19 protein-coding genes are annotated in these 24,862 nt (G+C 56.7%); 12 read left to right on the top strand and 7 right to left on the bottom strand.

The features are described from left to right. Positions 1-29: 29 nt before the first annotated feature. Positions 30-950 (bottom strand): LysR family transcriptional regulator, encoded by a 921-nt coding sequence (locus AC2FLA_RS08345; RefSeq protein ID WP_496721611.1) that lies wholly within the window; start codon positions 948-950, stop codon positions 30-32. 345 nt (positions 951-1,295) lie between these two features. On the opposite strand from AC2FLA_RS08345, the gene AC2FLA_RS08340 reads away from it, so the two are divergent. Genes AC2FLA_RS08340 through AC2FLA_RS08330 form a run of 3 tightly spaced genes read left to right on the top strand, consistent with a single transcriptional unit; the run spans position 1,296 to position 8,727 of the window. Then, complete coding sequence (locus AC2FLA_RS08340) at positions 1,296-5,543, top strand: beta strand repeat-containing protein (protein WP_496721610.1); 4,248 nt, start codon at positions 1,296-1,298, stop codon at positions 5,541-5,543. 59 nt (positions 5,544-5,602) lie between these two features. Next, positions 5,603-7,360 carry a type I secretion system permease/ATPase gene (locus tag AC2FLA_RS08335; RefSeq protein ID WP_496721609.1) on the top strand — a complete coding sequence of 586 codons (1,758 nt, stop codon included), beginning with the start codon at positions 5,603-5,605 and terminating at the stop codon, positions 7,358-7,360. Next, positions 7,357-8,727, top strand: a complete 1,371-nt coding sequence (locus AC2FLA_RS08330; RefSeq protein ID WP_496721608.1) for an HlyD family type I secretion periplasmic adaptor subunit — start codon at positions 7,357-7,359, stop codon at positions 8,725-8,727. Before AC2FLA_RS08335 ends, AC2FLA_RS08330 begins: the two co-directional genes overlap by 4 nt. A gap of 70 nt (positions 8,728-8,797) precedes the next feature. Here the strand turns inward: AC2FLA_RS08330 and AC2FLA_RS08325 are convergent, their stop codons facing one another. Then, on the bottom strand, positions 8,798-9,415 hold the full coding sequence (locus AC2FLA_RS08325) for a TetR/AcrR family transcriptional regulator (protein WP_496697795.1): 618 nt from the start codon (positions 9,413-9,415) through the stop codon (positions 8,798-8,800). A 206-nt stretch (positions 9,416-9,621) separates the two neighbouring features. On the opposite strand from AC2FLA_RS08325, the gene AC2FLA_RS08320 reads away from it, so the two are divergent. From AC2FLA_RS08320 to AC2FLA_RS08300, 5 genes are all read left to right on the top strand, one after another. After that, positions 9,622-10,551, top strand: coding sequence for an AEC family transporter (locus AC2FLA_RS08320; protein WP_496721607.1), 930 nt, complete (start codon positions 9,622-9,624; stop codon positions 10,549-10,551). 101 nt (positions 10,552-10,652) lie between these two features. Beyond that, a complete protein-coding gene (fghA, locus tag AC2FLA_RS08315; RefSeq protein WP_496721606.1) occupies positions 10,653-11,486 on the top strand; it encodes an S-formylglutathione hydrolase in 834 nt (277 codons plus the stop codon). 3 nt (positions 11,487-11,489) lie between these two features. Further along, a complete protein-coding gene (sthA, locus tag AC2FLA_RS08310; RefSeq protein WP_496721605.1) occupies positions 11,490-12,947 on the top strand; it encodes a Si-specific NAD(P)(+) transhydrogenase in 1,458 nt (485 codons plus the stop codon). Next, on the top strand, positions 12,944-13,399 hold the full coding sequence (locus AC2FLA_RS08305) for a YaiI/YqxD family protein (RefSeq protein ID WP_496721604.1): 456 nt from the start codon (positions 12,944-12,946) through the stop codon (positions 13,397-13,399). The genes sthA and AC2FLA_RS08305 overlap by 4 nt, the downstream gene beginning before the upstream one ends. A 143-nt stretch (positions 13,400-13,542) precedes the next feature. Further along, positions 13,543-14,163 (top strand): HAD family hydrolase, encoded by a 621-nt coding sequence (locus AC2FLA_RS08300; RefSeq protein WP_496721603.1) that lies wholly within the window; start codon positions 13,543-13,545, stop codon positions 14,161-14,163. A 1-nt stretch (position 14,164) separates the two neighbouring features. On the opposite strand, the gene AC2FLA_RS08295 is transcribed toward AC2FLA_RS08300, so the two are convergent. After that, entirely contained in the window at positions 14,165-15,403 is a 1,239-nt protein-coding gene (locus AC2FLA_RS08295) for an MFS transporter (RefSeq protein WP_496721602.1), read from the bottom strand. A gap of 146 nt (positions 15,404-15,549) precedes the next feature. Between AC2FLA_RS08295 and zapE the strand changes: the two genes are divergently transcribed. Together zapE and AC2FLA_RS08285 are read left to right on the top strand one after the other, a co-directional pair. Continuing rightward, positions 15,550-16,608 (top strand): cell division protein ZapE, encoded by a 1,059-nt coding sequence (gene zapE, locus AC2FLA_RS08290; RefSeq protein ID WP_496721601.1) that lies wholly within the window; start codon positions 15,550-15,552, stop codon positions 16,606-16,608. 78 nt (positions 16,609-16,686) lie between these two features. Next, on the top strand, positions 16,687-17,160 hold the full coding sequence (locus AC2FLA_RS08285) for a phosphate-starvation-inducible PsiE family protein (RefSeq protein WP_496721600.1): 474 nt from the start codon (positions 16,687-16,689) through the stop codon (positions 17,158-17,160). A 3-nt stretch (positions 17,161-17,163) separates the two neighbouring features. Here AC2FLA_RS08285 and AC2FLA_RS08280 read toward each other — a convergent pair whose 3' ends face one another. The 4 genes from AC2FLA_RS08280 to AC2FLA_RS08265 are packed head-to-tail and all read right to left on the bottom strand — an operon-like array spanning position 17,164 to position 23,415. Further along, positions 17,164-18,438, bottom strand: coding sequence for a bifunctional folylpolyglutamate synthase/dihydrofolate synthase (locus AC2FLA_RS08280; RefSeq protein WP_496721599.1), 1,275 nt, complete (start codon positions 18,436-18,438; stop codon positions 17,164-17,166). Then, positions 18,435-19,367, bottom strand: a complete 933-nt coding sequence (gene accD / locus AC2FLA_RS08275; protein ID WP_496721598.1) for an acetyl-CoA carboxylase, carboxyltransferase subunit beta — start codon at positions 19,365-19,367, stop codon at positions 18,435-18,437. The genes AC2FLA_RS08280 and accD overlap by 4 nt, the downstream gene beginning before the upstream one ends. Before the next feature lie 60 nt (positions 19,368-19,427). Then, a complete protein-coding gene (locus AC2FLA_RS08270; protein ID WP_496721597.1) occupies positions 19,428-20,324 on the bottom strand; it encodes a CPBP family intramembrane glutamic endopeptidase in 897 nt (298 codons plus the stop codon). Next, a complete protein-coding gene (locus tag AC2FLA_RS08265; protein ID WP_496721596.1) occupies positions 20,317-23,415 on the bottom strand; it encodes an ABC transporter transmembrane domain-containing protein in 3,099 nt (1,032 codons plus the stop codon). The genes AC2FLA_RS08270 and AC2FLA_RS08265 overlap by 8 nt, the downstream gene beginning before the upstream one ends. 245 nt (positions 23,416-23,660) lie before the next feature. On the opposite strand from AC2FLA_RS08265, the gene AC2FLA_RS08260 reads away from it, so the two are divergent. Continuing rightward, positions 23,661-24,422: a DUF6478 family protein gene (locus AC2FLA_RS08260; protein WP_496721595.1), complete on the top strand. Its 762-nt coding sequence runs from the start codon at positions 23,661-23,663 to the stop codon at positions 24,420-24,422. A gap of 11 nt (positions 24,423-24,433) precedes the next feature. Then, positions 24,434-24,793 (top strand): hypothetical protein, encoded by a 360-nt coding sequence (locus AC2FLA_RS08255; RefSeq protein WP_496721594.1) that lies wholly within the window; start codon positions 24,434-24,436, stop codon positions 24,791-24,793. The last annotated feature ends 69 nt before the right edge of the window (positions 24,794-24,862 follow it).

Genomic DNA, 24,862 nt, shown 5'->3' with positions numbered 1-24,862 from the left:
GTTGTCTTATCAAAAGGGTCGACGGGTATTTATTGCGAGAATGTTGGGGTCACACCAACCGGTGGCCGGTCTTGAATATATGCCCCGACACGGTTCAGCACGGGGCTTCTGGGGCATCCCGGGCGGGTCGCGGCCCCAAGGTTGCGCAGGTTTCCCGGGCCCTCAAACGGAACAAAGCACATGGGCCACTTGTCTCGTTTGAATTGCTCGGCAGCCAGGGCCGACACAATTGTACAATCTTCAGAATGACAAATGTGCCGGCAGATCGTTTCAAACCTCAGCGCGCTCAGATCAAACCGCTTGGCGACCCGGATCGCAGGATCAGCTTTGGGCAAACGGTCCTCAAGCTCATAGCCAAAACTGTGAGGAAGCCGGATGAAGTCATGCGGAGGCACATCCTCTGGTGCGATAGAGGGAAGCATACAAAGTGGATGCCCTTCACGCATGGCCAGAAACAGGGGTTCGGACCAAATCGACGTGAAAGCCAGAGCGTCACTGTTGTTGACTTTGGCCACCAGCGCCATGTCCAATTGATGATCTTCCACCATCTGCAACATGTTTTGCGGAAGGTCCTCGATCATGGTCACACGCATCCGCGGGTACAGATCGCTGAACAACCCTGAGAAGTACTGCGTCAGGTAGGGTGCAAGCGTTGGTGTCATGCCAATCCGGTACGCGACGGCCTCGGGGTCGCGGTATTGGGTGGCAGTGTCGCGGATCTGTTGTGCATCAGACAGGATGGATTCAGCTATTTTTAGGATGCTTTGACCAAACGCGGTTGGCCGCACTTCGTTATTCAGCCGCAGGAACAGTTCAACACCCAGTTCCTTTTCCAGCTTCTTGATCTGGTTCGACAGCGCCGGTTGTGAAACGTTGCACATAACCGCCGCCTGGCTGAACTTGCCATGTTTCGCAATGGCAAGCACGTACTCCAAATCTCTGAAATTCATCCGCCCAATCTCTCTGCGGTCATACAAAAGACGGCACTGGACCGTTCCCTTCTCTACCGTAAAGCGGGGAAAGGTGCATGAAATACTGATCAATTTCGCTGACAAAACTGTTAACCAGCGCTTTCGAATAGAACGTCATGTGGGGCATTCCCGGCATAACCTGTTGATTTATATAAGGTGAACTTCCCAGACTCTCACGGAAACCGTGATTATTAGCATTGGTTATACAACCGATTTGCAGGATGAATTTCAGCTGACCCGGGGTGCCGTCTACCCCTTTGCTACGTGGAATGCCCGAAACACCGGGCGAACTGCCAAACGTAACAATATTTGACGGAGTACCCCATGCTGTCCCAACTTCTGACAAGCCTGCGCGCTCGTCTCTTGACCACGTCTACAATAGCGCAAGAGACTACCCGCGACGGTCAAACCCTTTTCAATAACTTTTTCCAAAGCACAGTCGTCGATGACACTCCGGCCTTTGTTCTGGCAAACGACTTCTCGCGTCTGCTGAACTTTGGCGAGATCATCACCAACAACGCCGTCGCTGCCGTTCAGGCGCAGGGCCAGGATGTTGACGTGTTCAACTTCCGCTCGGGCCGGATCGAGGCGAACAACGGCCCCGACGCACTGGCCACCGGCGTTCAGGTTAGCGGCAGCGCAAGCGTTCGCAACTTTGGCGAGATCGCAGGTGAGTTCAACGGTGTACAGTTTGCCGGCGCTCAAAGCTCGGGCGGTCTGGATAACTTCAGCGGTGGTGTGATCAGTTCGGACAGCCGTGCGGTAGACATTCAGGGCCAGGGCATTGATGTACGCAACTTTGGCGACATCATCGGCACCGGCGATCAGCGCAATGGTACGATCTACACCAACAGCACCGCCGAAGACATTTCGATCTCGAACTTTGTGGGTGGCACGATTGACGCCGGTGAAGGCAATCAGGGTGCTGGTATCTCGTTGCAGATCGGCGACGAGGTCGGCGATCGCGTGGAAACCGACATCTTCAACGGCTTTGGTGCCACGATTCAGGGCCGTGGCCAAGGTGCGGCCAATACCGGGCTGGCCGGGGACGGCATCCGCATTGACGACGGTGCCGAAGGGGCCACGCTGGAAACTGAAATCATCAACAGCGGCCTGATCTCGACCGAAAGCAATCAAGGCACAGCCGCCGGTATCCGCATCGCAGATGGCGTAAATGCCGAAGGTGAGATCCTGAACACCTCGACCGGTGTGATCGAAGGCCCCCGTAACGGTCTTTACATTGGTGACGGCGAGCATGATCTGGACGTGCTGAACTTTGGCACCATCCAATCCGGCAGCCGCGCAGTGAATCTCGACGGCTCGGGTGTCAACCTGATCAACGGCGGTGACATTCTGGGCACCGGCGATCAGCGCAACGGCACTGTTTATGCCGATGGCACAGCCGACGATTTCTCGGTCCGTAATCTGGCCAATGGCACAATTGACGCAGGCGAGCACAATCAAGGTTCAGGTTTTGCTGCTGAAATCGGTGGTGCAGCCGACGGTGCCAATACATTCACACTGGAAAACGACGGCCTGATCCAGGGTCGCGGCAACGGTGCGGCAGGCACAGGTCTGGCCGGTGATGGTATCCGTATCGGTAATCCGGGCAATCAGGGCGTCTCGGACGCGACCATTGTTAACCGTGGTGAAGTCCGCTCGGAAGGTGCCAACGGTACTGTGGCGGGTGCGCGCGTTGTGGATGGCGTGAGCTTCCAAGGCGAATTCACCAACTCGGGCACGATCTCGGGTGTTCAAAACGGTGTCTACTTTGGCAACGCGGATCATACGGGCGGTCGCTTTGTGAACGAAGCAGGCGGTGTCGTATCATCGGACAGCCGCGCACTCAACATTGATGGTATCGGTCTTGAGGTTTCCAACCAGGGTGAGATCCTCGGCACCGGCGATCAGCGCAACGGGACGGTTTATGCTGACGGAACCGCGGATGACTTTTCAGTACAGAACTCCGGTCTGATTGACGCAGGTGAGGGCAATCAGGGTTCAGGCATCGGAGTTGAAGTCGGTGGCGCAGAAGACGGTGCAAACACCTTTGTGCTAGGTAATGTCGGTGTTATTACTGGACGCGGAAACGCTGATGCGGCCTCGTCGCTGGCCGGTGACGGCATTCGCATCGGCAACGTAGGCAACACTGGTACCGTCGACGGGTCGATCGGCAATGCCACCATCATTTCGTCAGAAGGGAACAACGGCACCGTCGCTGGCGTCCGTATTGTCGACGGAGTAAACTTTCAGGGTGAATTTGTTAACTTTGGCGGCATCTCCGGTGTGCGCAACGGTGTCTACTTTGGCGATGGCGATCACACAGGTGGTTCGTTTATCAATAGGAGCAACGTGTCCTCTGACAGTCGCGCCCTGAACATCGACGGTATTGGCCTGGCCGTTGAGAACTCTGGGTTCATCTTCGGTACCGGGGATCAGCGCAATGGGACGGTCTATGCCGATGGCACTGCCGATGACTTCACGGTCATCAACTCTGGTCAGATCGATGCACTCGAAGGTAACCAGGGTTCGGGTTTTGCTGTGGAAATTGGTGGCGCGGAAGACGGTGCCAACACATTCACGCTGGAAAACACGGGTCGAATTGACGGTCGCGGCGACGCTGCTGCTGCCACGTCTCTTGCTGGTGATGGCGTTCGGATCGGCAATGTTGGCAACACGGGCACCACTGATGCGACAATCCTGAATACCGGGGATATTGTCTCAAGAGGTGCCAATGGCACAGTTGCTGGCCTTCGTGTCGTCAATGGCGTGAACTTCCAGGGTACACTGGAAAACACAGGCTTCATTACAGGCACTCAGAACGGTGTCTACTTTGGCACGGGTGATCACACAGGCGGTTCGTTCCTGAACGCGGGCATTGTCGCCTCGGCAAGTCGTGCGCTGAACATTGATGGCGAAGGCCTGGAGGTCTTCAACTCAGGCCAGATTGTCGGCGCAGGCAATCAGCGCAACGGCGCAGTTTATGCCGATGGAACCGCTGACAACTATAGCTTCACCAACACTGGTACGGTCAGCGTCAATGACGGCGCCAACGGTTCAGCTGTATCGCTGCAAACCGGTGATGTTGATGGCGATGTCGTCTCGGCAACCATCGTTAACCAAGGAACATTCCGGGGTAACGGCGATGCCACCGAGGGCAACCAGGTTGGCGATGGTCTGCGCCTGTTCACGGGTCAGAACGACGCCTCCTTTGCCGGGGTTGTCATCAACGAAGGTCTCATTACCGGGTCCGAACAGTCGGACGCTGCAGCCGGTATTCGTATCGATGGCGGTCTGAACCTTCTGGGTGCGATCCTGAACGAAGGCGAAATCCGCGGCACGGTCAATGCGATCGATGCATCGGATGCTGGTGACGTTACCATCGTCAACGACGACGAAGGTGTGATCAACGGCAACGTCCTGCTGGGCGATGGCAATGACATCTTTGTTGATCTGGGTACCACCAACGGTGACATCAACGGTGGCGCAGGTGATGACGTTCTGATCGCTGGCGATGCAGACAATGTGCTGACCGGTGGTCTGGGCAATGACTTCATCGACGGTGGAGACGGCATCGACACAGCCGATTTCTCGGATCTGGATGTTGCGGTCGAGGTCCGTCTGGACGCCAACGGCAACGGCACCGCTACGCGCGATACAGGGTTCAACGTCTCGATCGTGGATGCGGCTGTTGTGGATCCGGACCAGTTTGGTGCGAATATCCCGGATGGAGGCTGGTTTGTAGAAGAGGCCGTTCTGGGCAATCTGTACTACAACATTCACACCTCCGACTTCCCTGCCGGGGAAATTCGCGGGCAGCTTCTGGTCGACGGCGATGTGACCGAGAACGGGATCCGCACAGTCACGCTGAGCGGCGGTCTGGACGCGGCGCAAGAGCCTGGGCCGACATCGGACAGCGAGGCCTCCGGCAACGCAACCGTTGTCATCACTCAGAACCTGACAACCGGCGAAGTCACCTACTCAAGCGAGCTGAGCGTTGTGGGCCTGAACGAAGCCGACCTAAACACGCCGATCCCCGGTGCTGTATCGGCAATCCATCTGCACAATGCACCAGCGGGCGTAAACGGCCCAGTCGTGCAGGACACGCTGGTGGATGCGGGCGCAACTCTGAATGTTGGCGCAACTGGCGGCACCGGTGTTGTCGGGCTGGACGTGATCGACAATCAGGTTGAAACCGACGTGCTGGTCTCGATCGAGAATGTCATCGGCTCCAATGATGGTGACGTAATCGTCGGCAGCAATCTGGAGAATGTTCTGAACGGTGCAGATGGCGACGACCTGCTGAACGGTGAGGGCGGCAATGATGTCCTGATCGGCGGCGAAGGCGCTGACACCTTCCTGTTCCAGGGCACCTTCGGTGACGACACAATCTCGGACTTTGAAACGGGCGTGGACAGAATTCAGATCGGAGATCTGGATCCCGACTTCGCCGGTGGTCCGAACCCTGTTCAGGATGGTGAGGACACGGTGATCAGCTTCGGCGACGCAGGTTCCATCCGTCTGACCGGTGTCGATGCTGCTGACCTGACCGAAAACGACTTCATCGTTTAACCAATCAACAGCGGGGCGGCCTAGGTCGCCCCACTTGTCAAACCGGAAAGGGTTCCCTGATGTCCCAGCAAACCAATCCCGTGAAAACCGCCTGGAGGTCGTTGCGCAAGGGTTTTGTCGCAGTTGCCTTCTTCAGCTTGTTTCTGAACCTTCTGATGCTGGCTGGTCCACTTTATATGCTGCAGGTCTATGACCGCGTTCTGACCAGTCAAAATGTCGACACCTTGATCGCGCTGTCTGCATTGCTGGCCGGTGTTTTCGTCGTGGTCGCCTGCCTTGACCTGATGCGGATGCGCATTTTGGGACGTCTGGCCGCCCGTTTTGAACTGAACGTTGGTGCCCCGGTCCTCGGCGCTGCGATGCGCCGCCGTGTCCATGGCGAAGCCGAGGCTGGAGAAAACCTTGTCGAAGACGTGAACGGCTTTCGTGAATTCATCTCGGGAACCACGCTGACCGCGTTTTTCGACGCGCCGTGGATCCCGCTCTATTTGCTGGTCCTTTATGCCCTTCACCCCTATCTGGGTCTGCTTGGTCTCGCCGGGGCCGTCATGCTGACGATCATGGCCCTGATCAACAACTCGCGCGCCCGGGAACCGATGCGGTCGGCTTCGCAAGCGCGCGGTCGTTCAGATGCATTGTTCAGCATCAGTGACAAAAACGCCGAGCTTGTTCAGGCGCTAGGCATGAAATCCGATTTACTGCGTCGCTGGACCTCGCTTCAGGCTGAGGCGCATCAGCACAAGACCCGTGCCGCTGACCGGGTTGCCAGCTTTTCTGTTGTGTCCAAGACCGTTCGGATGGGTTTGCAGTCGGCCATTCTGGGACTTGGCGCGGCACTGGCCATCACCGGAGAATCCACCGCTGGCGTCATGATCGCGGCAACCATCGTGCTGGCACGTGCACTGGCCCCAATTGACCAATTGATCGGTCAGTGGCGCAGCTTTCTGGCCGCGCGCGGATCGTATTCCAAGCTGGCCAAACTAACCGAAGAGTTTGCCGAAGCCCCACCCAATCTGCACCTGCCGCGCGCGTTCAAATCTCTGGACGTTAAGATTGCGCAGGCAGGCCCCCCGCGTGCCGTCAACGCCTCGCTCCGCCAGATCGACTTTGGCCTTGTGCCCGGAGACGTGCTGGCGGTTATCGGGCATAGCGGCTCGGGCAAGACCACTCTGGGCAAAATGATGGCCGGTATCTGGCACCCGCAGCGGGGCGAAGTCTTGCTGGATGGCAGCCCGATGTCCAAATGGAACCACGAGGATCTGGGCAAACAGATCGGCTATCTGCCACAGGACATCGAGTTGTTCGACGGCACGATCCGCGAAAACATCGGGCGCTTCTCGGTCGCCATAGATGATGCAGAGGTGCTGCGTGCCGCCCGCGAAGCCGGTGTGCACGAAATGATCAGCGCCCTTCCCGATGGATATGAAACGCACATCGGTCGCGGGTTCTTTTTGTCAGGTGGTCAACGTCAGCGGCTGGCACTGGCCCGGGCGCTTTATGGCGATCCGTTTGTGTTGATTTTGGACGAACCGAATTCGGATCTGGATGCCGAAGGCGAACAGGCTCTGCGCGATGCGATCGTGTCGGCGCAGGCCCGCGGTGCAATTGCCATCGTCATGACCCATCGTCCGGCAACGCTGCAGGCCGCCAACAAGGTGATGGTCCTGCGAAACGGTGCCCAATCTCAGTTCGGAGACAAAGAGGACGTTCTGAAGGTCAATCGCCGGAACGTTCTGGACAACCCTTCCCAATCCGCGGCGAAAAAAACCGACGCGGCCCCTGCCAATGAAACTCAGATCAGCGGAGCTGCCCAATGACCCAGTTGATGAAACGCTCGCAATCTCAGAACGCGCTTGCTGCCCACGATGTACAAGCCTTGGACATCACGACCGAGACCTCTGAGATCAAACGCTATGTCCTGTTCGGGTTGTTTACCCTGATGGCCTTCGTTGGCGGCAGCGCCTATTGGGCCTTCGCCTCGAAACTGGACGGGGCGGTGGTCGCGCCGGCCTCGTTTGTGGTGGAAGGTGACCGCAAGACGGTCGAACATCTGGATGGTGGCATCATTGACTCGATCCTAGTCACGGACGGTGAATTTGTTCAGGCAGGTCAGCCCCTTGTGCGGCTTGACAGCTCGGATATCGACGTAGATCTGAGCATCCTGGGCAGCCAATTGGGCGAATTGTCGGTCCGGCGCGCCCGCTTGCTGGCGCAGATCAACGGCACGGACAGGTTTGACGAACCAACCGCCTTGGCCGGGTTCAGCGATGGAATGCAACGGCTGCATTGGTTGTCGCCTTACCTGACGCAGAAACAATTATTTGACGCCGAAGCCCGCGCCCGCCGGACCGAGGCTCAAATCAACGCGCAGCGCATTCAGGGGCTGCGCAATCAGATCTCCGGCCTGAACGAACAACGCCTCTCGACCCAAAACCAAAAGGACATCACGCAGATTGACCTGTCCAATCTGAAATCCTTGCTGGATAAAGGGCTTGTGGCCGTCACACGGGTCAGCGCGCGCCAGATCGAATTGGAACGTCTGGGCGGTGTCGATGCGTCGTTGCGCACCCAGATCGCGCAAGCCCAGGATCAGGTGCAAGAGTTGCAGTTGTCCCTGCTTAGCCAACAAAAGCTGCGCGACGAGGTGATCGCCGGAGAGCTTGCGGTTGTGGATGCTCAGCTTGATCTGATCCGGTCGCAATATTCAGGAGTATCGGAACGGTTGAAACGAACACATGTTCTGGCCCCTGCCAGCGGGCGGGTCGTCAATCTGGCAGTATCCACAACCGGTGGCGTCATTCGCCCCGGAGAGTCGATGATGGATATTGTTCCCGCCAATCAGGCCCTGATCGTCGAAGCGCGGATCAAAACCGCCGATATCGACAAGCTGCAGATCGGTCAGGCGACGCGCATTCGCCTGTCAGCCTTTACGCAGACCGATGTGCCCGAAGCCAGCGGCCGGATTTTTGACATCTCAGCCGACGCGCTGGAGGACGACCGCACCGGCGAGCCTTTTTACAAAGCCCGGGTGAAACTGGATCCCGATCAACCCATCGAAGTCGCCGCACTGGATCTGTTGCCAGGAATGCCCGCGGATCTGTTCGTGAAAACCGGCGAGCGCGCAGTAATCAGCTACCTGTCACAGCCAATCAGTGACCGGCTGGCCAAGACTTTTATCGAGTGACTTGTTTTGCCCGCATCCGGCTTGTCGGGTGCGGGTCGTTCACATCTTTCTCGTGATTAAATGCAACAGGTTAGACGCCGTATCGCGCCATGAACATATCAACGGCCTGCGTCGCAATTGCGTCCAACTCTGCTTTGGAAAAGCTCTTTTGAACGCCAATGGCAGCGCGGGTCCAAATCCGAACCTTGCATAGTTCGCTGAACTGTTCGGCTGCCAATTGCAGATTGTCGATGGCCAACTCACCCTTGTTGACTGCCTTTTCCAGATACTCGACCATCTGGCGCTGACCGTTCTGCGGCCCGGCCTCATAAAATGTTTGGCCCAGCTCGGGGAACCGGTCACGCTCGGCGATGCAGATGCGGAACATTTGTTGCGAGAAGTCCGAGACTAAAAAAGTCGTCAGTTCCGTCGCCGCGATAGTCAGAACTTCGCGCGCTGGCTTGCAGTCGTCGACCATCGCCACGACGTTTTCGGCCATTCGCCTGCACTCGACCTGCGCCACTTCCATGAACAGTAGGCGTTTGTCCGGGAAATAACTGTAGAGCGTCGCCTTCGACACCCCCGCAGCGCGCGCAATGTCGTCGACGCTTGCACCTTCGAAACCATCCGCCATGAAAACCTCTCGGGCTCCGCGCAGGACCTGATCAAATTTTCGGCCTGTACGCAGAATGACGGCTGCTTCGGTCATGTACTCTCCTTCGGTCGATTGGGTGACAAATGTTTAAACCGTTCAGTTCAGATACAACAAATCGCACAATTAGCAGGCATCTGGCAACACAGATGACGTTACGTTTCGATTGACCAGTTAAGTTAATTTACAACGCGCGTCCCCAAAACCCTATAACTGGCCCGTCATATCTTGCAGCCTGTGTGCTACGTGCTACCACTTTGCACATGGTCGATATCTTTCTGCGCACACTGCCCTTTTTTGCGATCATCGGCTTGGGATACTGGGCTGGGCGCAGTCGATTTTTTTCAGAAGAAGCAACGGCGTACCTGACGAAATTCGTTTTCTATTTTGCGCTGTCGGCCATGCTGTTTCGCTTTGCCGCCACCCTGCCCTTTGCGGATATTTTCAATGCAAGGCTAGTCGTTGGATACTTGATCGGAACCGCCGCTGTGTACGTCTTGGCGACGGTTGTCGCATGGATACGTCGGCTTGATATCCCGACCGCAGCGGTAGAGGCGCAATGCGCGGCCATCGGCAATGTCGGTTTTCTGGGCCTGCCCATGCTGGCGCTGCTGTTTACCGAAGCCGCGATTGGCCCGGTTATGCTGGTTCTGACGGTTGATCTTGTGGTGTTTTCATCCCTGATTGTCATCTTGATAAATGGTGGACGCGACGGGCGGTTGACACCTGCAACCATCCGCCTGATCGGTGTCGGGTTGCTCAAGAATCCAATGATCGTTTCGATCTCGGCGGGAATGCTGTGGTCCGCGTTGCAGATTCCTGTTCCTGTCCCATTGAATGATTTCCTGACAATTCTGGGCGGGGCAGCCACACCGGGTGCCCTGTTCGCGATCGGAGCTTCTCTGGCCAGCAAATCCGCCGAACGCGTTCACATTGCAGGCTGGCTGAGCTTTTGCAAATTGGTCGTTCACCCTGCTTGTGTTGCCGTTGTTTTGCTTTGGGTTCTGCCTGTCGCGGCATTTCCTGCCTCCGTCGCTATCGCTGCCGCGGCACTGCCGGTGGCGGGTAACGTCTACATGCTCGCCGCCCACTACAGAGTGGCCCCGCACCGTGCATCAGCTGCGATACTACTGTCCACAGCGGCCAGCATTCTGACGGTGCCATTGGTCATCGCCTGGGTCGGAACGCCCTGATCTAAGCCTTGTTAAAAATGGCACACTAAAGCCGCTCAGCCTTTACGTATCGAGCGTGTAAGGATAGCCATGTCGCAAACCTAACGTAAGGACGAAACCAAATGGAAACCCTTTCGGAAAATGCATGTTTCGGAGGCGTTCAGGGCGTCTACCGCCACGCCTCGGCTGCTTGCCAATGCGACATGACCTTTGGCCTGTTCCTGCCGGCCGAGGCCAAGGACGGCCCGGTTCCGATTTTGTGGTATCTGTCAGGCCTGACCTGCACCCATGAAAACGCAATGACAAAAGCTGGCGCTCAGGCCTGGGCGGCCGAGCAAGGCATCGCGGTGGTCTTCCCGGACACCTCGCCGCGTGGTGAGGGTGTCGCCGATCACGATGATTACGATCTGGGCCAGGGTGCCGGGTTCTATCTGAACGCCACGCAGCAGCCTTGGGCGCCGCATTTCAATATGTGGGATTACGTGGCCGAAGAATTGCCTGCTTTCCTGACCGAAAATTTCGCAATCGACGCGGACCGTCAGGCCATAACTGGACATTCGATGGGAGGTCATGGGGCGCTGACTCTGGCTATGAACCTGCCAGGTCGCTACCGATCTGTGTCCGCTTTCGCACCCATTTCAAACCCGACGGGTGCGGATTGGGGTCGCAAGCAACTAAGCGCCTACTTGGGCGATGATCAGACGGCATGGTCCAAACACGATGCCTCGGTCATGATGAAAGAAGTCGGCTTTGACGGCCCTATCCTGATTGACACTGGTGCCAGTGACCAATTCATCGATTTGCTGCGCCCCGAAACTTTGGCGCAGGCAATTGCCGAACGTCGTCAACAGGCAATCATCCGTCTGCAGCCGGGCTATGACCACTCATACTTCTTCGTGTCGACCTTCATGGAAGACCACATCACCTTCCACGCCGAGGCACTGTACGGAGACTGAGGCATGAGTAAGTACGACTATGACCTGATCATCATCGGGTCCGGCCCCTCGGGTCGATCGGCCGCAATTCAAGCGGGCAAGTTGCAACGGCGCGTATTGGTGATTGACCGCAAGGACCGGTTCGGCGGCGTATCCGTCCACACCGGCACGATCCCATCAAAGACGCTGCGTGAAACGGTGCTGAACCTGTCTGGCTGGCGTGAGCGCAGCTTCTATGGTCGCTCGTACCGGGTCAAAGATCAGATCCGGGCCGAAGACCTGAAGGCACGTCTGCATATGACGCTAGATCATGAAGTTGACGTGCTGGAACACCAATTCAACCGCAATCATGTGGAGACCTTGAACGGGTTGGCCAAATTCGTTGGACCTCACGAGATTGAGGTTGCCACTGATGCCGGTGAGACCACGAGACTTACGGCGGCCAAGTTCCTGATAGCAACCGGAACAAAAACCTATCGCCCGGATTATGTGCCATTCAACGGCAAGACCGTAGTGGACGGTGACGACTTTCTTGAGATGGCAGAGATCCCGCGCTCGCTGGTCGTGATAGGTGCCGGAGTGATTGGCGTGGAATACGCCACCATGTTCTCGGCTTTGGACGTTCGGGTGACGTTGATCGAACCGCGCGAGACCTTCCTGGATTTCATCGACACCCGCTTAATCCATGATTTCACCCATCAGATCCGCGAAAACGGCGTGGACCTACGTCTGGGCTCAGCCGTTCAAAAGATAGAAGACGCTGGCGGCCATGTCGAAGTTACGCTCGAGAATGGCCGCCACGTGCGAGCTGAGATGTTGTTGTTCGCCGCCGGGCGCATGGGGGCGACATCGGCATTAAACCTGCAGGCCGTTGGCTTGGAAACCGATCATCGCAACCGGATCGAAGTGGATCGCAAGACGTATCAAACTGCTGTGCCGCATATCTACGCGACGGGCGATGTGATCGGGCACCCATCATTGGCCTCGACCTCGCTGCAACAGGGCCGCGTGGCTGCATGTCACGCGCTGGAAACCCCTACCCTGCCGGAAAGTCCGTGGTATCCTTACGGCATTTATTCAGTCCCCGAGATCTCAACTTGCGGCATGTCCGAAGAGGAACTGCAAGAACGCGGCATCCCATACGAAGTCGGCGTGGCGCGGTTCCGGGAGACTTCGCGCGGGCATATCATGGGGTTGGAGCACGGCATGCTGAAGATGCTGTTTTCACTGAAAACCCGCCGGGTGCTTGGCGTGCAGATCGTGGGTGAAGGCGCGACAGAGTTGATCCATATCGCGCAGGCAGTCCTGAACCTGAAGGGCACGGTGGATTACTTCGTGCAGAATACGTTTAACTATCCAACCCTGGCCGAGGCCTACAAGATCGCCGGTTTGGATGCGTTCAACAGGATGCCCATTCCGGAGGAATTTAAAGTGCGCAAGAAACCTTCTGAAGCCGTCAAGAAAGAGGCTAAAAAAGCGTGACGACGCTCTATATCGATGGCGATGCCTGCCCCGTAAAAGCTGAGGCTGAACGGGTTGCAACCCGGCACAAAGTTCCTTTGGCACTGGTGTCAAACGGTGGCTTGCGGCCGTCTGCAAACCCATTGGTGCAAGTGGTCATCGTGTCCGAGGGCGCGGATGAGGCAGACAAATGGATTGCCGAACGATGCGGCGCAGGGGACGTTGTGGTGACCTCGGATATCCCGCTGGCCGCAAAATGTGTCGAAGCCGGTGCCCGGGTTCTACGGCCAAACGGTGAAGCCTTTACCGCGGCCAATATCGGCCAGCAACTGGCCATGCGTGATTTGATGGCCGACTTGCGCGCATCCAACCCATTAGGCGCGGGTGGCGGCGGAAAACCCTTTGGCAAGGCTGACCGATCCCGGTTTTTGGACGCCCTGGAACGGGAATTGAGGGCTGCACAGCGGGGCTAGTCCTCCCGCTTGCCAGCGTCGCATCAAAGATGCGCCTTTGACAATTGGGCCGAGCAGCGCTGCGCGCTGCGGTTGTGCCTTGAACAATGCCGTCGCGCTTGGTTCAGTGGTACCAACCAAGAACCAAGCAAACAGGTACCAACATGTCGGTGAAAGCTGTTGTTTTTGACATCGGGAACGTTCTGATCGAATGGCAACCCGAACGCTATTACGACCGGGTCATCGGGGAAGAGCGCCGTCGCGCCATGTTCTCGGAAGTTGACCTGCACGGGATGAATGACCTTGTCGATCAGGGTCATCACTTCACTGACACGATATATGACTGGGCCGAGAAATATCCGGAATGGCGCGATGAAATCCGCATGTGGCACGACAAGTGGATCGAACTTGCCGCGCCCGAGATCCCCCACTCGGTCCGTCTGCAACGGGCCTTGCGGGCCAAAGGCGTGCCGGTTTTCGCATTGACCAATTTTGGGGTGCAAAACTTTGACTATGCGACAAAGGTCTACCCGTTCCTCAACGAGTTCGACAAACAATACGTGTCGGGGCGGATGCAGACCGTCAAACCGCATGTTCCGATCTATGAAATGGTCGAAGCAGATTGTGGACTGCCGCCCGAGGCGCTTTTGTTCACCGACGATCGACTAGAGAACATCGAAACGGCGCGCGCCCGGGGATGGCAGACGCATCACTTTACCGGCCCACAGGGTTGGGCGGACCGGTTGCTGCAAGAATGTCTGCTGTCGGCCGAAGAGGCGCTATAGCTCAGGCGGTGACGGGCGTTGGGCGGTTTTCGCGAATGGGAAGGTGGACGATGGCACTGAATGCCCCAATCGCGACTCCGATCCACCAGACCATGGTGTAGTCGCCGTACTGGTCATACATGCGCCCGCCCAACCAGACGCCCAGGAAACTACCGACTTGATGGCTGAAAAAGATGATCCCATACAGCGTTCCCATGTAACGCAATCCGTAGAGATGCGCGACCAGCCCCGAAGTCAGCGGGACGGTGGCAAGCCACAGCGAGCCCATGACCAGCGAAAACACAATGACCGACAGCGGCGTGATTGGGAACACAATGAAGGCCGCCGCGGCGAGTGTTCGCGCGGTGTAGACTCCTGCCAGCAGGTATTTTTTGGGGAAATGGTTCCCGGCCCAACCCGCCAGCAGCGTGCCCGCAATATTTGCCAGGCCTATCAATGAAATTGACACGGCCCCCAGTGCTGATGTGGTTGTGATGCCAATCGAATGCAGAACGCCGCCGGGTTGTATGGGTCCGCACATCTCGGTCACGAAAGCGGGGAAATGTGCGGTGATGAAGCCAAGCTGATAACCGCAGCTGAAAAAGCCCAGAAAGATCAGCGTATAGGATGGATCGCGGAAAGCCCTGGTCAGGATCTGACTCATGCTTTCTTCGATCTCTGCTTTACTGGCAGCCTGTGGGGCGCGCATGAACGGCAGTGTCAGCACCAGTGCCAAGATCGCTGCGGCGAATACAATGAACACCTGCTGCCAAGGCATAAAGCTTAGCATCCATTCGGCTGTAGGCGCCCCCAGAACCTGACCGAAACTGCCAGCAGCTGTGATAATCGCAAGCGACATAGAGCGGTTTTCGTCCGACGATGCCCGCGCCACCACGGCAAGCACCACGCCAAATCCTGTTCCCGCGATACCGAAACCCACAAGCCATGCGTACATTTGGTGCTCGAACGGAGTGACGGACCAAGCCGACAGAACCATACCCGCCGCGTAGGTCAGAGCCCCTAGAATAATTGCGCGCCTGTCGCCGACCTTTTCGGCGATGGCCCCGAAAATCGGCTGCCCAATGCCCCAGGCCAAATTCTGAATTGCGATTGCCATCGAGAAGTCCGAGCGCAGCCAGCCGAATTCATCCGCGATGGGGATCTGAAACACGCCAAACGATGCACGCACGGCAAAACTGACGGTGATGATGATACATCCGACGATCAGGATGGGGTTCAGCAAGCGCGTGTGTTGGGTCATTAGGTCCTCGGGCGTTCAAGATCCAGACGTTACCGCGTTTAGTTTGTGCGTCAATTCAGGAGTTTTGCGGTCACGGATCAGCAAAATTGATGCGTCCGAGAAATGGCTGCTTTTCAACGGGCAAACCGGGCGCTATGCCTCAAAACATGACGGGTTTGATATCGCTTTATGACACGCAGGTGGCCGACGGCACCCTGACCAGAGACGACGCTCAAGAGGCCGTTCTTCCTCATTTTGAACGCATCCGGGCGGCATTGGCCGAACCTGTGAAACGGGGGTTCTTTCGAAAGGCCCCGCCGCCACCCATAGGTTTATATCTGTGGGGCGGGGTCGGGCGCGGAAAATCCATGCTGATGGATATGTTCGTCGACTCTTTGGCAGACATCCCCGCCCGCCGAGTGCATTTTCACGCCTTTATGCAGGAAATCCACGCAGGCATGCACAAGGCCCGTAAGGACGGGGTCGAAGATGCGCTGGCTCCTGTCGCCGCCTCGGTGATCAAGTCCGCGCGCGTACTGGCATTTGACGAAATGCAGATCACCGACATCACGGACGCAATGATTGTTGGTCGTCTGTTCGATCTGCTGCATGAAGGTGGTACCGTGGTCGTGACGACATCGAACCGCCATCCGGATAACCTTTACAAGGACGGGCTAAACCGTCAGCTATTTTTGCCTTTCATTGCACATATCAAAGAACAGCTTGAGGTGTGGGAGCTGATCTCACCCACGGATTATCGCCAAAACCGGTTGGAAGGCGCGCCTGTATACTTTGCCCCAATCGGCCCCGAGGCCCGCGCGAGCATTCGCAGCGTTTGGAACGATTTGTCCGGAGGGACTGCAGAGCCGCTGATACTGCAGGTCAACGGTCGCGCGGTTGAATTGCCTGCCTTCCGCAATGGCGTAGCCCGCGCCAACTTTTATGATCTCTGCGGGCGCATGCTGGGCCCGGCGGACTACCTCGCCATCGCCGACGAAGTCAAAGTGCTGGTGCTCGAGGACATCCCACGCCTGTCACGCAACAACTTCAACGAAGCCAAGCGATTTGTGACTTTGATCGATGCTTTGTACGAAGCCAAAGTTCGTTTGGTCTGTTCTGCTGCGGCTGAGCCCGAAATGCTCTATGTTGAAGGTGAAGGAACTTTCGAGTTCGAGCGAACGGCCTCGCGCCTGCGCGAGATGCAAGCCAAGGATTGGGGGCTCTAGGTTCAGATTGAATTGTGGACGCACGCCTAAATCCTGCGGTATTGAAGGTGGAACATCAGTTCAAGCGGGGCAGGATACATGGCAAGTGACGATCAGGAAATTCATGTCGAACTTGACCCGGAACACGAAGACCCGGTCATTCGAATAGCGAATATAATGATCCGCCAGATGGCGCGCGTGCTGTCCATCCTGATGGTTTTCGTAATCGCCTGGACGATCATCGACGCTGGTTACACATTTATTGCGCACCTGTTCGAAAAACCCGTATTCCTGATCGAGGGCGAGGATTTGCTGTTGGTTCTGGGGGCGGTGCTATCAGTGCTGATTGCGATGGAGGTTTATACCAACGCTGCCCTGTATCTGACGTCCAACATCATTCATGTCAGACTGGTTATTGCGACCGGGCTTATGGCCGTGGCGCGAAAGGTTATTACCTTTGATTACAAAAGTATGGACGCGGAGTACATCTTTGCATACGCCTTCATGGCGCTGGCTTTAGGCATTGCCTATTGGTTGTCTGGCAAGCCCGTCGACAGAAACAAGTCGCGCTAGACCCTAGCCATTTTCGCGAAGAACGTGGCCTGCAAGATAAAGCGACCCACAGATCAGCACTCGTGCCTGCGGGTCTTTCTCTGTGATGGTCTGTAGGGCGCCTGCGACGCTTTCGGCAGTGGACGCCGCTAGCCCAACCCGAGCGGCAGCTTTAGCAGTGTCTTCGGCGCTCAGTGTATTGACCTCACCCGGGATAGAGACTGCCGTCAGGCTTTGCGCCTGAGCGGCAAGCGGCGCCAGATACCCGGTGACGTCCTTTGTGTTCAACATCCCGCAGATCATGTGGGTTGGACGTGCAGGCAGCTTCGCCAGTAGATCGGCCAATGCCAAACCTGCGGCGGCGTTGTGACCGCCATCCAGCCAGAGTTCGGCCTCGGGGGCCTGTTCGACCAGCGGGCCGGTTTTCAATCGCTGCATGCGGGCTGCCCATTCAGCCTTGGTCACCGCGGCCTCATAGGTGTCTTCCCCAAGATCCAGATGACGTAAGACCGCTAGCGCGGCACCGGCATTTTGGTACTGATGGGCGCCCAACAGATTTGGCAGCGGTAGATCGCGCAGGCCGGTTTCGTCCTGATAGACGAGCCGCCCGTTTTCTTCGGTGACGTGCCAGTGTTGGCCATGCACCAACAAAGGTGCACCCAGGCGCGCGGCGGTGTACTCAATGACTTCCAACGCCTCATCCTGTTGCGGGCCAACGATGCAGGGAACACCGGGCTTGATGATGCCGGCCTTTTCCGCTGCGATCTTGCCCAAGGTATCGCCCAGAAACTGCTCATGGTCGATTGAAACCGGTGTGATGACCGTTACCACTGGGTCATGAATGACATTGGTCGCATCCAACCGGCCACCCAGCCCGACCTCAAGCAACGTGTAGTCCGCCTTGGACCGCGCAAAAGCCAGCAGGGCCGCGCAGGTCGTGATCTCAAAATACGTGATGTTCTCGCCACCATTGGCGGCATAACATTCGTCCAGAACCGCCGTCAGATCCGGTTCGGAAATCAGATCCCCCGCCAAACGGATGCGCTCGTGAAACCGCGCCAGATGGGGCGAGGTATAGGCATGAGCGGACAGCCCTGCCCCTTCCAGACCCGCGCGGATCATGGCCTGGGTTGAGCCTTTGCCGTTGGTTCCGGCGATGTGGATCACCGGGGGCAGTTTGTTTTGCGGATGGTCCAGCGCGGCCAACAGACGCCAGACACGATCCAAGGTCAGGTCAATGATCTTGGGATGCAGCGCCATCATCCTCTCCAGAATGATGTCCGATGTCTGAGAGGTCATTTTTCTTCCGCGTTTTCAGTCGGGGCTTCTGCCACTGCATCTTCGGGTTCGGGCGCAGGCAGATCGCCTTTGACCGCTGGAGGCTGGTTCATCAACATCCGCGTGATGGTGATCAACTCATCGCGCATTTCGGTCCGCTTGGTCACACGGTCCAACATGCCGTGGTCCAACAGATACTCCGCGCGTTGGAAGCCTTCGGGCAACTTTTCCCGGATCGTCTGTTCGATCACGCGTGGACCGGCAAAACAAATCAGCGCATTGGGCTCTGAGATATGGACATCACCCAGCATCGCGTATGAAGCCGTCACACCGCCCGTCGTTGGGTGTGTCAGCACAACGATGTAGGGCAGATTTGCTTCTTTCAGCATCTCTACCGCCACGGTCGTGCGCGGCATCTGCATCAGGCTCAGGATACCTTCCTGCATCCGCGCGCCACCAGCGGCAGAAAACAAGATCAGCGGACGTTTCAACTTTACCGCCTCTTGCGCCGCAGCGATGATCGCGTTGCCGACATACATGCCCATGGATCCGCCCATGAACGAAAAATCCTGCGCAGCCGCCACAATCGGGGTTCGCCCAATTTCACCCAGGGCGACCAACATCGCCTCTTTCTCGCCCGTTTTCTTTTGGGCGGCTTTCATCCGGTCGGGGTACTTTTTCTGATCGCGGAACTGCAGCGGATCGTCTTTGGGCGCGGGAACCTCGACCTCGGTAAAGATCCCACCATCGAACAGGTGATCGAACCGCTCGCGCGGTGTGATCGCCATGTGATGATCGCACTGGGTGCAGACATTCTGATTTTCCGCCAACTCACGGTGAAATAGCATGGTTCCGCATTCATCGCATTTGTGCCAAAGATTCTCAGGCACTTCTCGGCGCGAGAAGATCGAGTTGATCCGTGGGCGGACGTAGTTTGTAATCCAGTTCATATCGGAACCTTGGCTTGTGCGGCTTTGACGTCAAATAAGACGCTACGGAAAGAAATGCAATCAACGCCTGAGCGCAACCCGCGCTGTTAGCCAACTGACGATCATCACAGCAAAATCCACATACAGCCATTGCCGCAGCGCCCCGGTATCCGACATGTCGTAAGGAAGCAGATACAATGCCAGACCACTTAAGCCATCGGGTAAGGAAACAAACAGCAGAGCGACCATATTATTGAATAGATGCAATGCGATAGCGGGTCCTAGCGTCCCTGATCTGGCCGTTAGATCCGCCGCCATCAGGCCGAACATCCCGGACCACACGGCAACCAATAGCGCGTTGTCTCCGGCTGCGCCGGGGGCATAGTGACCTGCTGCGAACAAAATCGACGGTACGCCCAACCAAATAACCGGTGATCGGAATCGTGCAGCAAGACATTGTTGTATGTATCCCCGAAACAGAACCTCTTCTGCGCTTGTCTGAATCAGCACTGCAAATAGCGAGAAAGGCAGAAACAACAGCCAGGTCGACAGTTCCAAATTCTGCGTCAGCGTTGCGCCCATGCCATATGGCGGCAAGATGGCCACGACGACCCCAACGATCAGCAATGCCTTAAAAACACTCCAGAATTGCCCAATGCCCTCGCGCCATGGGCCACAGATTGAGCTCAGGGTTCGATGCTGTAGGCGTTTTGCAGCGATGGACACGCCCAATGTGATGAAGCCAAAGCTTGCCAGTAGCACCAAAAGTGCAACCGGGGATGCGCCAGTCAGCAAGCCTTGGGCCCATTCGACGGATCCAAGACCCGCAACCAATCCAAAAAGTAGAAAGTTCAGCAGGATGCCAACCACGCCAACAATGGTCAGCCCGACCAGCAGGCGCCACAGCTCTGGCCGTGCGCGCGAAGGTGCAACCAGTCGTTCATGCGCTGTGTATCTGCCGGGGTGGGCGTCAGGCATTGTCGGCCGTATCCCGGTTCGGCGCGTCATCGTCAAAGATCAATGAGGTTGCATTGGCGGCGTTCAGCCTTTCGGAAATCGTTGTCAGATAGCCGGCAACCGTTTGCAGCAGCTGCATTGCAACACCAGCGTCACTTTCAATAACCGCGCGCAATTCCTCGGCCCCAATGCGCAGGAACGAACAATTTTGGACCGCAACCAAATCGAATTGCCGAATTTCGCCAGTGATAATCGACAAATCACCGATCAGACGTCCTGGCTCGATGACCGAGATCGTGCGCGCGGTTCCATTCCCTTCGTTCAAGATCAAATCTGCTTCGCCCGATATGCAAAGGTAAGCCGCATCTGGCGTCTGCCCTGCGGAAAAAATGATCTGCCCGGCTGCTGCATCGTACCATTGCGCCGAAAACGCCAGAAGGCGCTGGTTGCGACCGTCAATGCCGGAAAACAGCTCGGTCGACGAAATAATCTTGAGCTTGCGGCTCAGGTCATCCGTTGAGCTGGCCTCTTCTTCTGGACGGGTCCGCGAGACGCCGTCAATTCGACCATCCTTGATCTCGACGAAAAGATCATAGGCTTCGGGATGGGCAAAGTAATCCTCCATGAAGACCATGATGGAATCCGGCAACAATTCCCGCAGTTTCAGCCGGGTTCTCAGCCGGCTCTCGGAATCATGGCTGGCCAGAGCTTTGTCCAGAATCAACACATCAGGACGCTTGATTCCAGCGCGCGAGAATGCGGCGCGTTCCTGAAATACCGTCGGCAGATTATTCCCACCCAGACCAGAGGGCAGGTCATAGATAATGGCTGCCGCCCGGCGGCGCAGACCAGCTTCGTTCATGGCTTCGGCGACGACATCTTCGATTTCATCAGTGTGCGCCCCGGCCATCAAAGAAACCCGCCCGAACAGGGCATTTTCCATGACAGTCATGCGTTCAATATATGCATCCGGCGTGACCGGAACGAACATCCCATCCATCGAGGCACGCAGCTGTTCCGCTTGCCCCCTTCGAATGGCCAAGATCTTATCTTTGTACTCGTCCGGAAAATCAGGTCCGATCTGTTCCGCCGTCAGCAGGAACGGAACGGTCAGCAACAAGGCCCGCTCGCCGTCGCTGATTGCTTCATCCCCTTTGGCTTTGCGCCGATCCTCGATATCAAGCAGACGGTGGAACATATCCTTGGCCATACCCAGACGAAGAAACAGCGGGTGATCTGCCCCGTCCCGCCCAAACGTCTGGTGCAGTGTTTCCAGCACCGCGCTTGCAATGCTCATGGCGTCATCGTCCAGATCGTGATGGCGCAGCATCCACATGAACCGATCATCGCCCGCCAGAATATCCGGTGAGATATCGCGCGACGGAGCGGCAAACAGCAGGTTGCCCCCCAGTGGAACAGCCGGGTTAAAACGGTCCGGTTCGAACCGATAGACATACCGCGCCAGGTCTTTTTCTTCCAACCTTTGCGCAACCGTATCACGCAGATTTACTATATCCCGCGCCAGGGCAGAATGTTGCACTGGATCGAACTGGGTACGTAATGTCCGGCGGAACATGAACTCGTCGATGCCCATCGCCTCGACCAGCTGGAACCACCAGTTACGGATATCCTCGATGTCTTCCAGCCCTGCCAGGCCGGGATCGATCCACTCATCCAACAGGGAATCCGGAGGGTTCCCGGCCCGCACCGCTTCGATCTGCCACCGGCTTGGGGCCTTCTTCGCGTCGGGTTCGTGTTGTGGATGGGTTCGCAACGGCATCAAGAGGTTGTCACCTAAAGTCCCGTCAAACAGGTAGGGCCGCGAATAGGCATAGCCGATCCGCGCCGCAATTACCGTCTGATGGAGCTTTAGAAGATCATGGCCCGCAATTGTGACGCTGCCCTGTATCGGCATAAGCTCTCGTGTCAGCAGTTGCGCCAACGCGCCGCGTTCGGCGGCGCTTGACGACTGAATAGCAACGCGGGCACCCTTGGGGATGGTCAGGTCGATATCTTCAAGGATGGTTTTCCCGTCATCATCGCGCACTGTTACATTGCGCAGTTCGATATCGCCGCTGAGATGCGGAATAGACTCTGGCTCACCCACAAACAGCTCTTCAGGGATCATGTTGTCCGGGGCAAATCGTTCAATCACGATTTCCCAGCGCAAAGACATATCCTGAACCTGGTTGTAATAGGTCAGCAAGTCTTTCCATGGGCCACTGAGGTCCTTGTATGCCCCAAGCGCCGCGACCAACGCGCCCACTGTCACCTCACCCGTGATCGCCAGATAGCCACCGACCGAATAGAACAGGAACGGCGTCATCTGCGTGATCAGATTGTTGAGGAACTTCATAAAGAACTTCTTGTTGTAGATCTTGAACCGGATCTCGAACAAGGTTCCCAGCCGATGGCTGAACTGTGCCAATCGATAGCGCCAGCCACCATTGGCCCGCAAATCGCTGATGCCCGCCGCGCTTTCGCCAATTTCCGAGCTGAGGTGGCGGACCTGCTGAATACGTTCCTTGTTCAGCAGGTTGATCTGGCGCTGCAGTTTTGGGATCAGCCATGCCTGCAACGGAATCAACGCGATGCTGGCCAGACCAAACCAAACGCTTTGCATGAACAGAAAGGTGACAATGGTCATCATCTGACCGAACTGAAACACCGGTTGAGCAATCGCATCACCCATCAGACCGCCCATCGGTTCGGCCTCTGAGGTGATCATTGAAACAAGTTCACCCTGGCTGGTGGTGGCAAAATACGATTTCGGGAATCGCATCGCGCGGTGAATCAGCGTGAACCGAAGCCTGCGCAGCATACGCTCGGCCAATATGCCCTTCATCGTGTTGATGCGCATCTTCATCAAGCCGCTGGCGATTACAGTGGCCAAAAATGCAAAACAGAGGATCAGCAGATATTGGACCTGCGTGAAGGTGAACCCAAAAAGCGTAACGCTATCGTTGGGCGCACCAATTGCGTCGTTGATGATCTGTTTTGGCAGCTCGAGCGAGGCGTAGAGAAACGGAAACGACAATACCGTCAGAAACAACAGCACAAGCTGCTGCTTTTTCGAGTGTTTCCAGATGAACGAAAATAGTGTGGGTTCCATGCCCCGGCCTTGCCTCAAAGAATTTAGTACGTGGTTTTTCGGATAATCCAAAGCAATCAGGTGCCGGACGGTACGCACAGTCCCAGATGATTGCAAGAACGGCGATGGGGGCCTTAGCAGACACAACCAAAACCGCCTAGTCACAACCACGTTAGTGTCGGATAGTTTTATACGGATTTCACCAATTCGGCCTTATCCTCGCCGTTGTCTTTGACTAAAGAAGGTCAAGTTCAGACGATGGGATCATGGGCAAACTTCTGGAGCGATATCTACACCGCAAAACTATTGCGCGTTGGCAACGGGCCGTTCAAGACGCGGCTGGGGCCACGAACCCCCAATTGCGTCAACAGCGCGACGAGGCGCGCAAACTGCGTGCGCAATTGGACCGTTTGCTACGGGAAGCAAACGAAAGACTGACGCTGCCCCTGATTGGATCAAAGCAATTCCCCAAGCCGCTAGGTACTGACTGGTGCTGGCGACCTGATTTGTGGCGGGGTCCCTTGCCCCGGCCTGGTCTCGCCTCAATCCCGCGTAAGGTCGAGTTGGATCAACAGGTAAAGATATTCCATGACTGCGCTCTATCCGAGATCAGTGTGCGACAGGCACGAAACATGGACGAAAAGGACCTGGCCGCTTTTGGACTTGGCGTCGAAGTATTTGGCTTTGCGGGGTCATTCCTTTCCGTGTCGCTGGATTTGCCGCCTGAGGCTGTGCATGGCCTGACGCGGCAGCACTTGATGCGGGTCGATGCCCAGATTGAAACAGAACGTCCGCTGGACGTGACCGCGCGACTGAATATTCAGCACGGCCCAAACACCGATTCCGTTCCACGGTCTCTAGATTTGTCGACAAGTTCGAATGTTTTGGATTTCGATCTTGCCAATTTGCCGCTGAACGAACGGCGCATAGACAAGATTTGGCTGGACCTGGTTCTGACCAATCCGGCTATGAACCGCATAGTTCTGCGGGACCTGACCCTTTGTCGCCACCACCGCGCCGACCTGTGAGAGCATTGGCCATGACACAACCAACCTTGACCCCAACCCTGTTCGAAAACGGCATCTGGCGCGGGTACCTGCAGGCCGACACTGAACCGCATGTCGAAGTCCGTTATTTGGGCCAGGCGCTGGAGGGTGTGTTCATTACCGCCACCGATGGTGGTTGGGACCTGAGTGTGCCGGTGCCATCAACCGCGATTGCCGACGGGGTTCATTGCTTTGTAATAGCCGATGCAAACACATCACAGAAGATCGGTGAATTCACAATCCTTGCGGGTGCATCAGCCGCGGATGATTTGCGGACCGAAATAGCTTTGTTGCGGGCGGAGCTGGATTTGTTGAAACGGGCATTTAGACGGTCTCAGGCACCTTCGGACTGATCCGGGTTTTCTTCGTTTCCAAGGCTTTGTCTATCTTTCAGGCGGAATCCGTGCATCATAAATGTCATC

Source organism: Ruegeria sp. CDSA033 (assembly GCF_059612305.1).
The sequence above is the reverse complement of the archived record's forward strand: the minus strand, read 5'-3'. Positions and strand labels throughout refer to the sequence as shown.

What these genes read in the sequence shown, in the direction of transcription:
- fghA (WP_496721606.1), top strand. Translation starts at nt 10,653, where the DNA reads ATGGAAACCCTTTCGGAAAATGCATGTTTCGGAGGCGTTCAGGGCGTC.
- sthA (WP_496721605.1), top strand. Translation starts at nt 11,490, where the DNA reads ATGAGTAAGTACGACTATGACCTGATCATCATCGGGTCCGGCCCCTCG.
- AC2FLA_RS08270 (WP_496721597.1), bottom strand. Translation starts at nt 20,324, where the DNA reads ATGCCTGACGCCCACCCCGGCAGATACACAGCGCATGAACGACTGGTT.
- AC2FLA_RS08335 (WP_496721609.1), top strand. Translation starts at nt 5,603, where the DNA reads ATGTCCCAGCAAACCAATCCCGTGAAAACCGCCTGGAGGTCGTTGCGC.
- AC2FLA_RS08280 (WP_496721599.1), bottom strand. Translation starts at nt 18,438, where the DNA reads ATGACCTCTCAGACATCGGACATCATTCTGGAGAGGATGATGGCGCTG.
- AC2FLA_RS08265 (WP_496721596.1), bottom strand. Translation starts at nt 23,415, where the DNA reads ATGGAACCCACACTATTTTCGTTCATCTGGAAACACTCGAAAAAGCAG.
- AC2FLA_RS08260 (WP_496721595.1), top strand. Translation starts at nt 23,661, where the DNA reads ATGGGCAAACTTCTGGAGCGATATCTACACCGCAAAACTATTGCGCGT.
- AC2FLA_RS08255 (WP_496721594.1), top strand. Translation starts at nt 24,434, where the DNA reads ATGACACAACCAACCTTGACCCCAACCCTGTTCGAAAACGGCATCTGG.
- AC2FLA_RS08345 (WP_496721611.1), bottom strand. Translation starts at nt 950, where the DNA reads ATGAATTTCAGAGATTTGGAGTACGTGCTTGCCATTGCGAAACATGGC.
- AC2FLA_RS08285 (WP_496721600.1), top strand. Translation starts at nt 16,687, where the DNA reads ATGGCAAGTGACGATCAGGAAATTCATGTCGAACTTGACCCGGAACAC.
- AC2FLA_RS08340 (WP_496721610.1), top strand. Translation starts at nt 1,296, where the DNA reads ATGCTGTCCCAACTTCTGACAAGCCTGCGCGCTCGTCTCTTGACCACG.
- AC2FLA_RS08295 (WP_496721602.1), bottom strand. Translation starts at nt 15,403, where the DNA reads ATGACCCAACACACGCGCTTGCTGAACCCCATCCTGATCGTCGGATGT.
- zapE (WP_496721601.1), top strand. Translation starts at nt 15,550, where the DNA reads ATGACGGGTTTGATATCGCTTTATGACACGCAGGTGGCCGACGGCACC.
- AC2FLA_RS08325 (WP_496697795.1), bottom strand. Translation starts at nt 9,415, where the DNA reads ATGACCGAAGCAGCCGTCATTCTGCGTACAGGCCGAAAATTTGATCAG.
- AC2FLA_RS08320 (WP_496721607.1), top strand. Translation starts at nt 9,622, where the DNA reads ATGGTCGATATCTTTCTGCGCACACTGCCCTTTTTTGCGATCATCGGC.
- AC2FLA_RS08330 (WP_496721608.1), top strand. Translation starts at nt 7,357, where the DNA reads ATGACCCAGTTGATGAAACGCTCGCAATCTCAGAACGCGCTTGCTGCC.
- AC2FLA_RS08300 (WP_496721603.1), top strand. Translation starts at nt 13,543, where the DNA reads ATGTCGGTGAAAGCTGTTGTTTTTGACATCGGGAACGTTCTGATCGAA.
- accD (WP_496721598.1), bottom strand. Translation starts at nt 19,367, where the DNA reads ATGAACTGGATTACAAACTACGTCCGCCCACGGATCAACTCGATCTTC.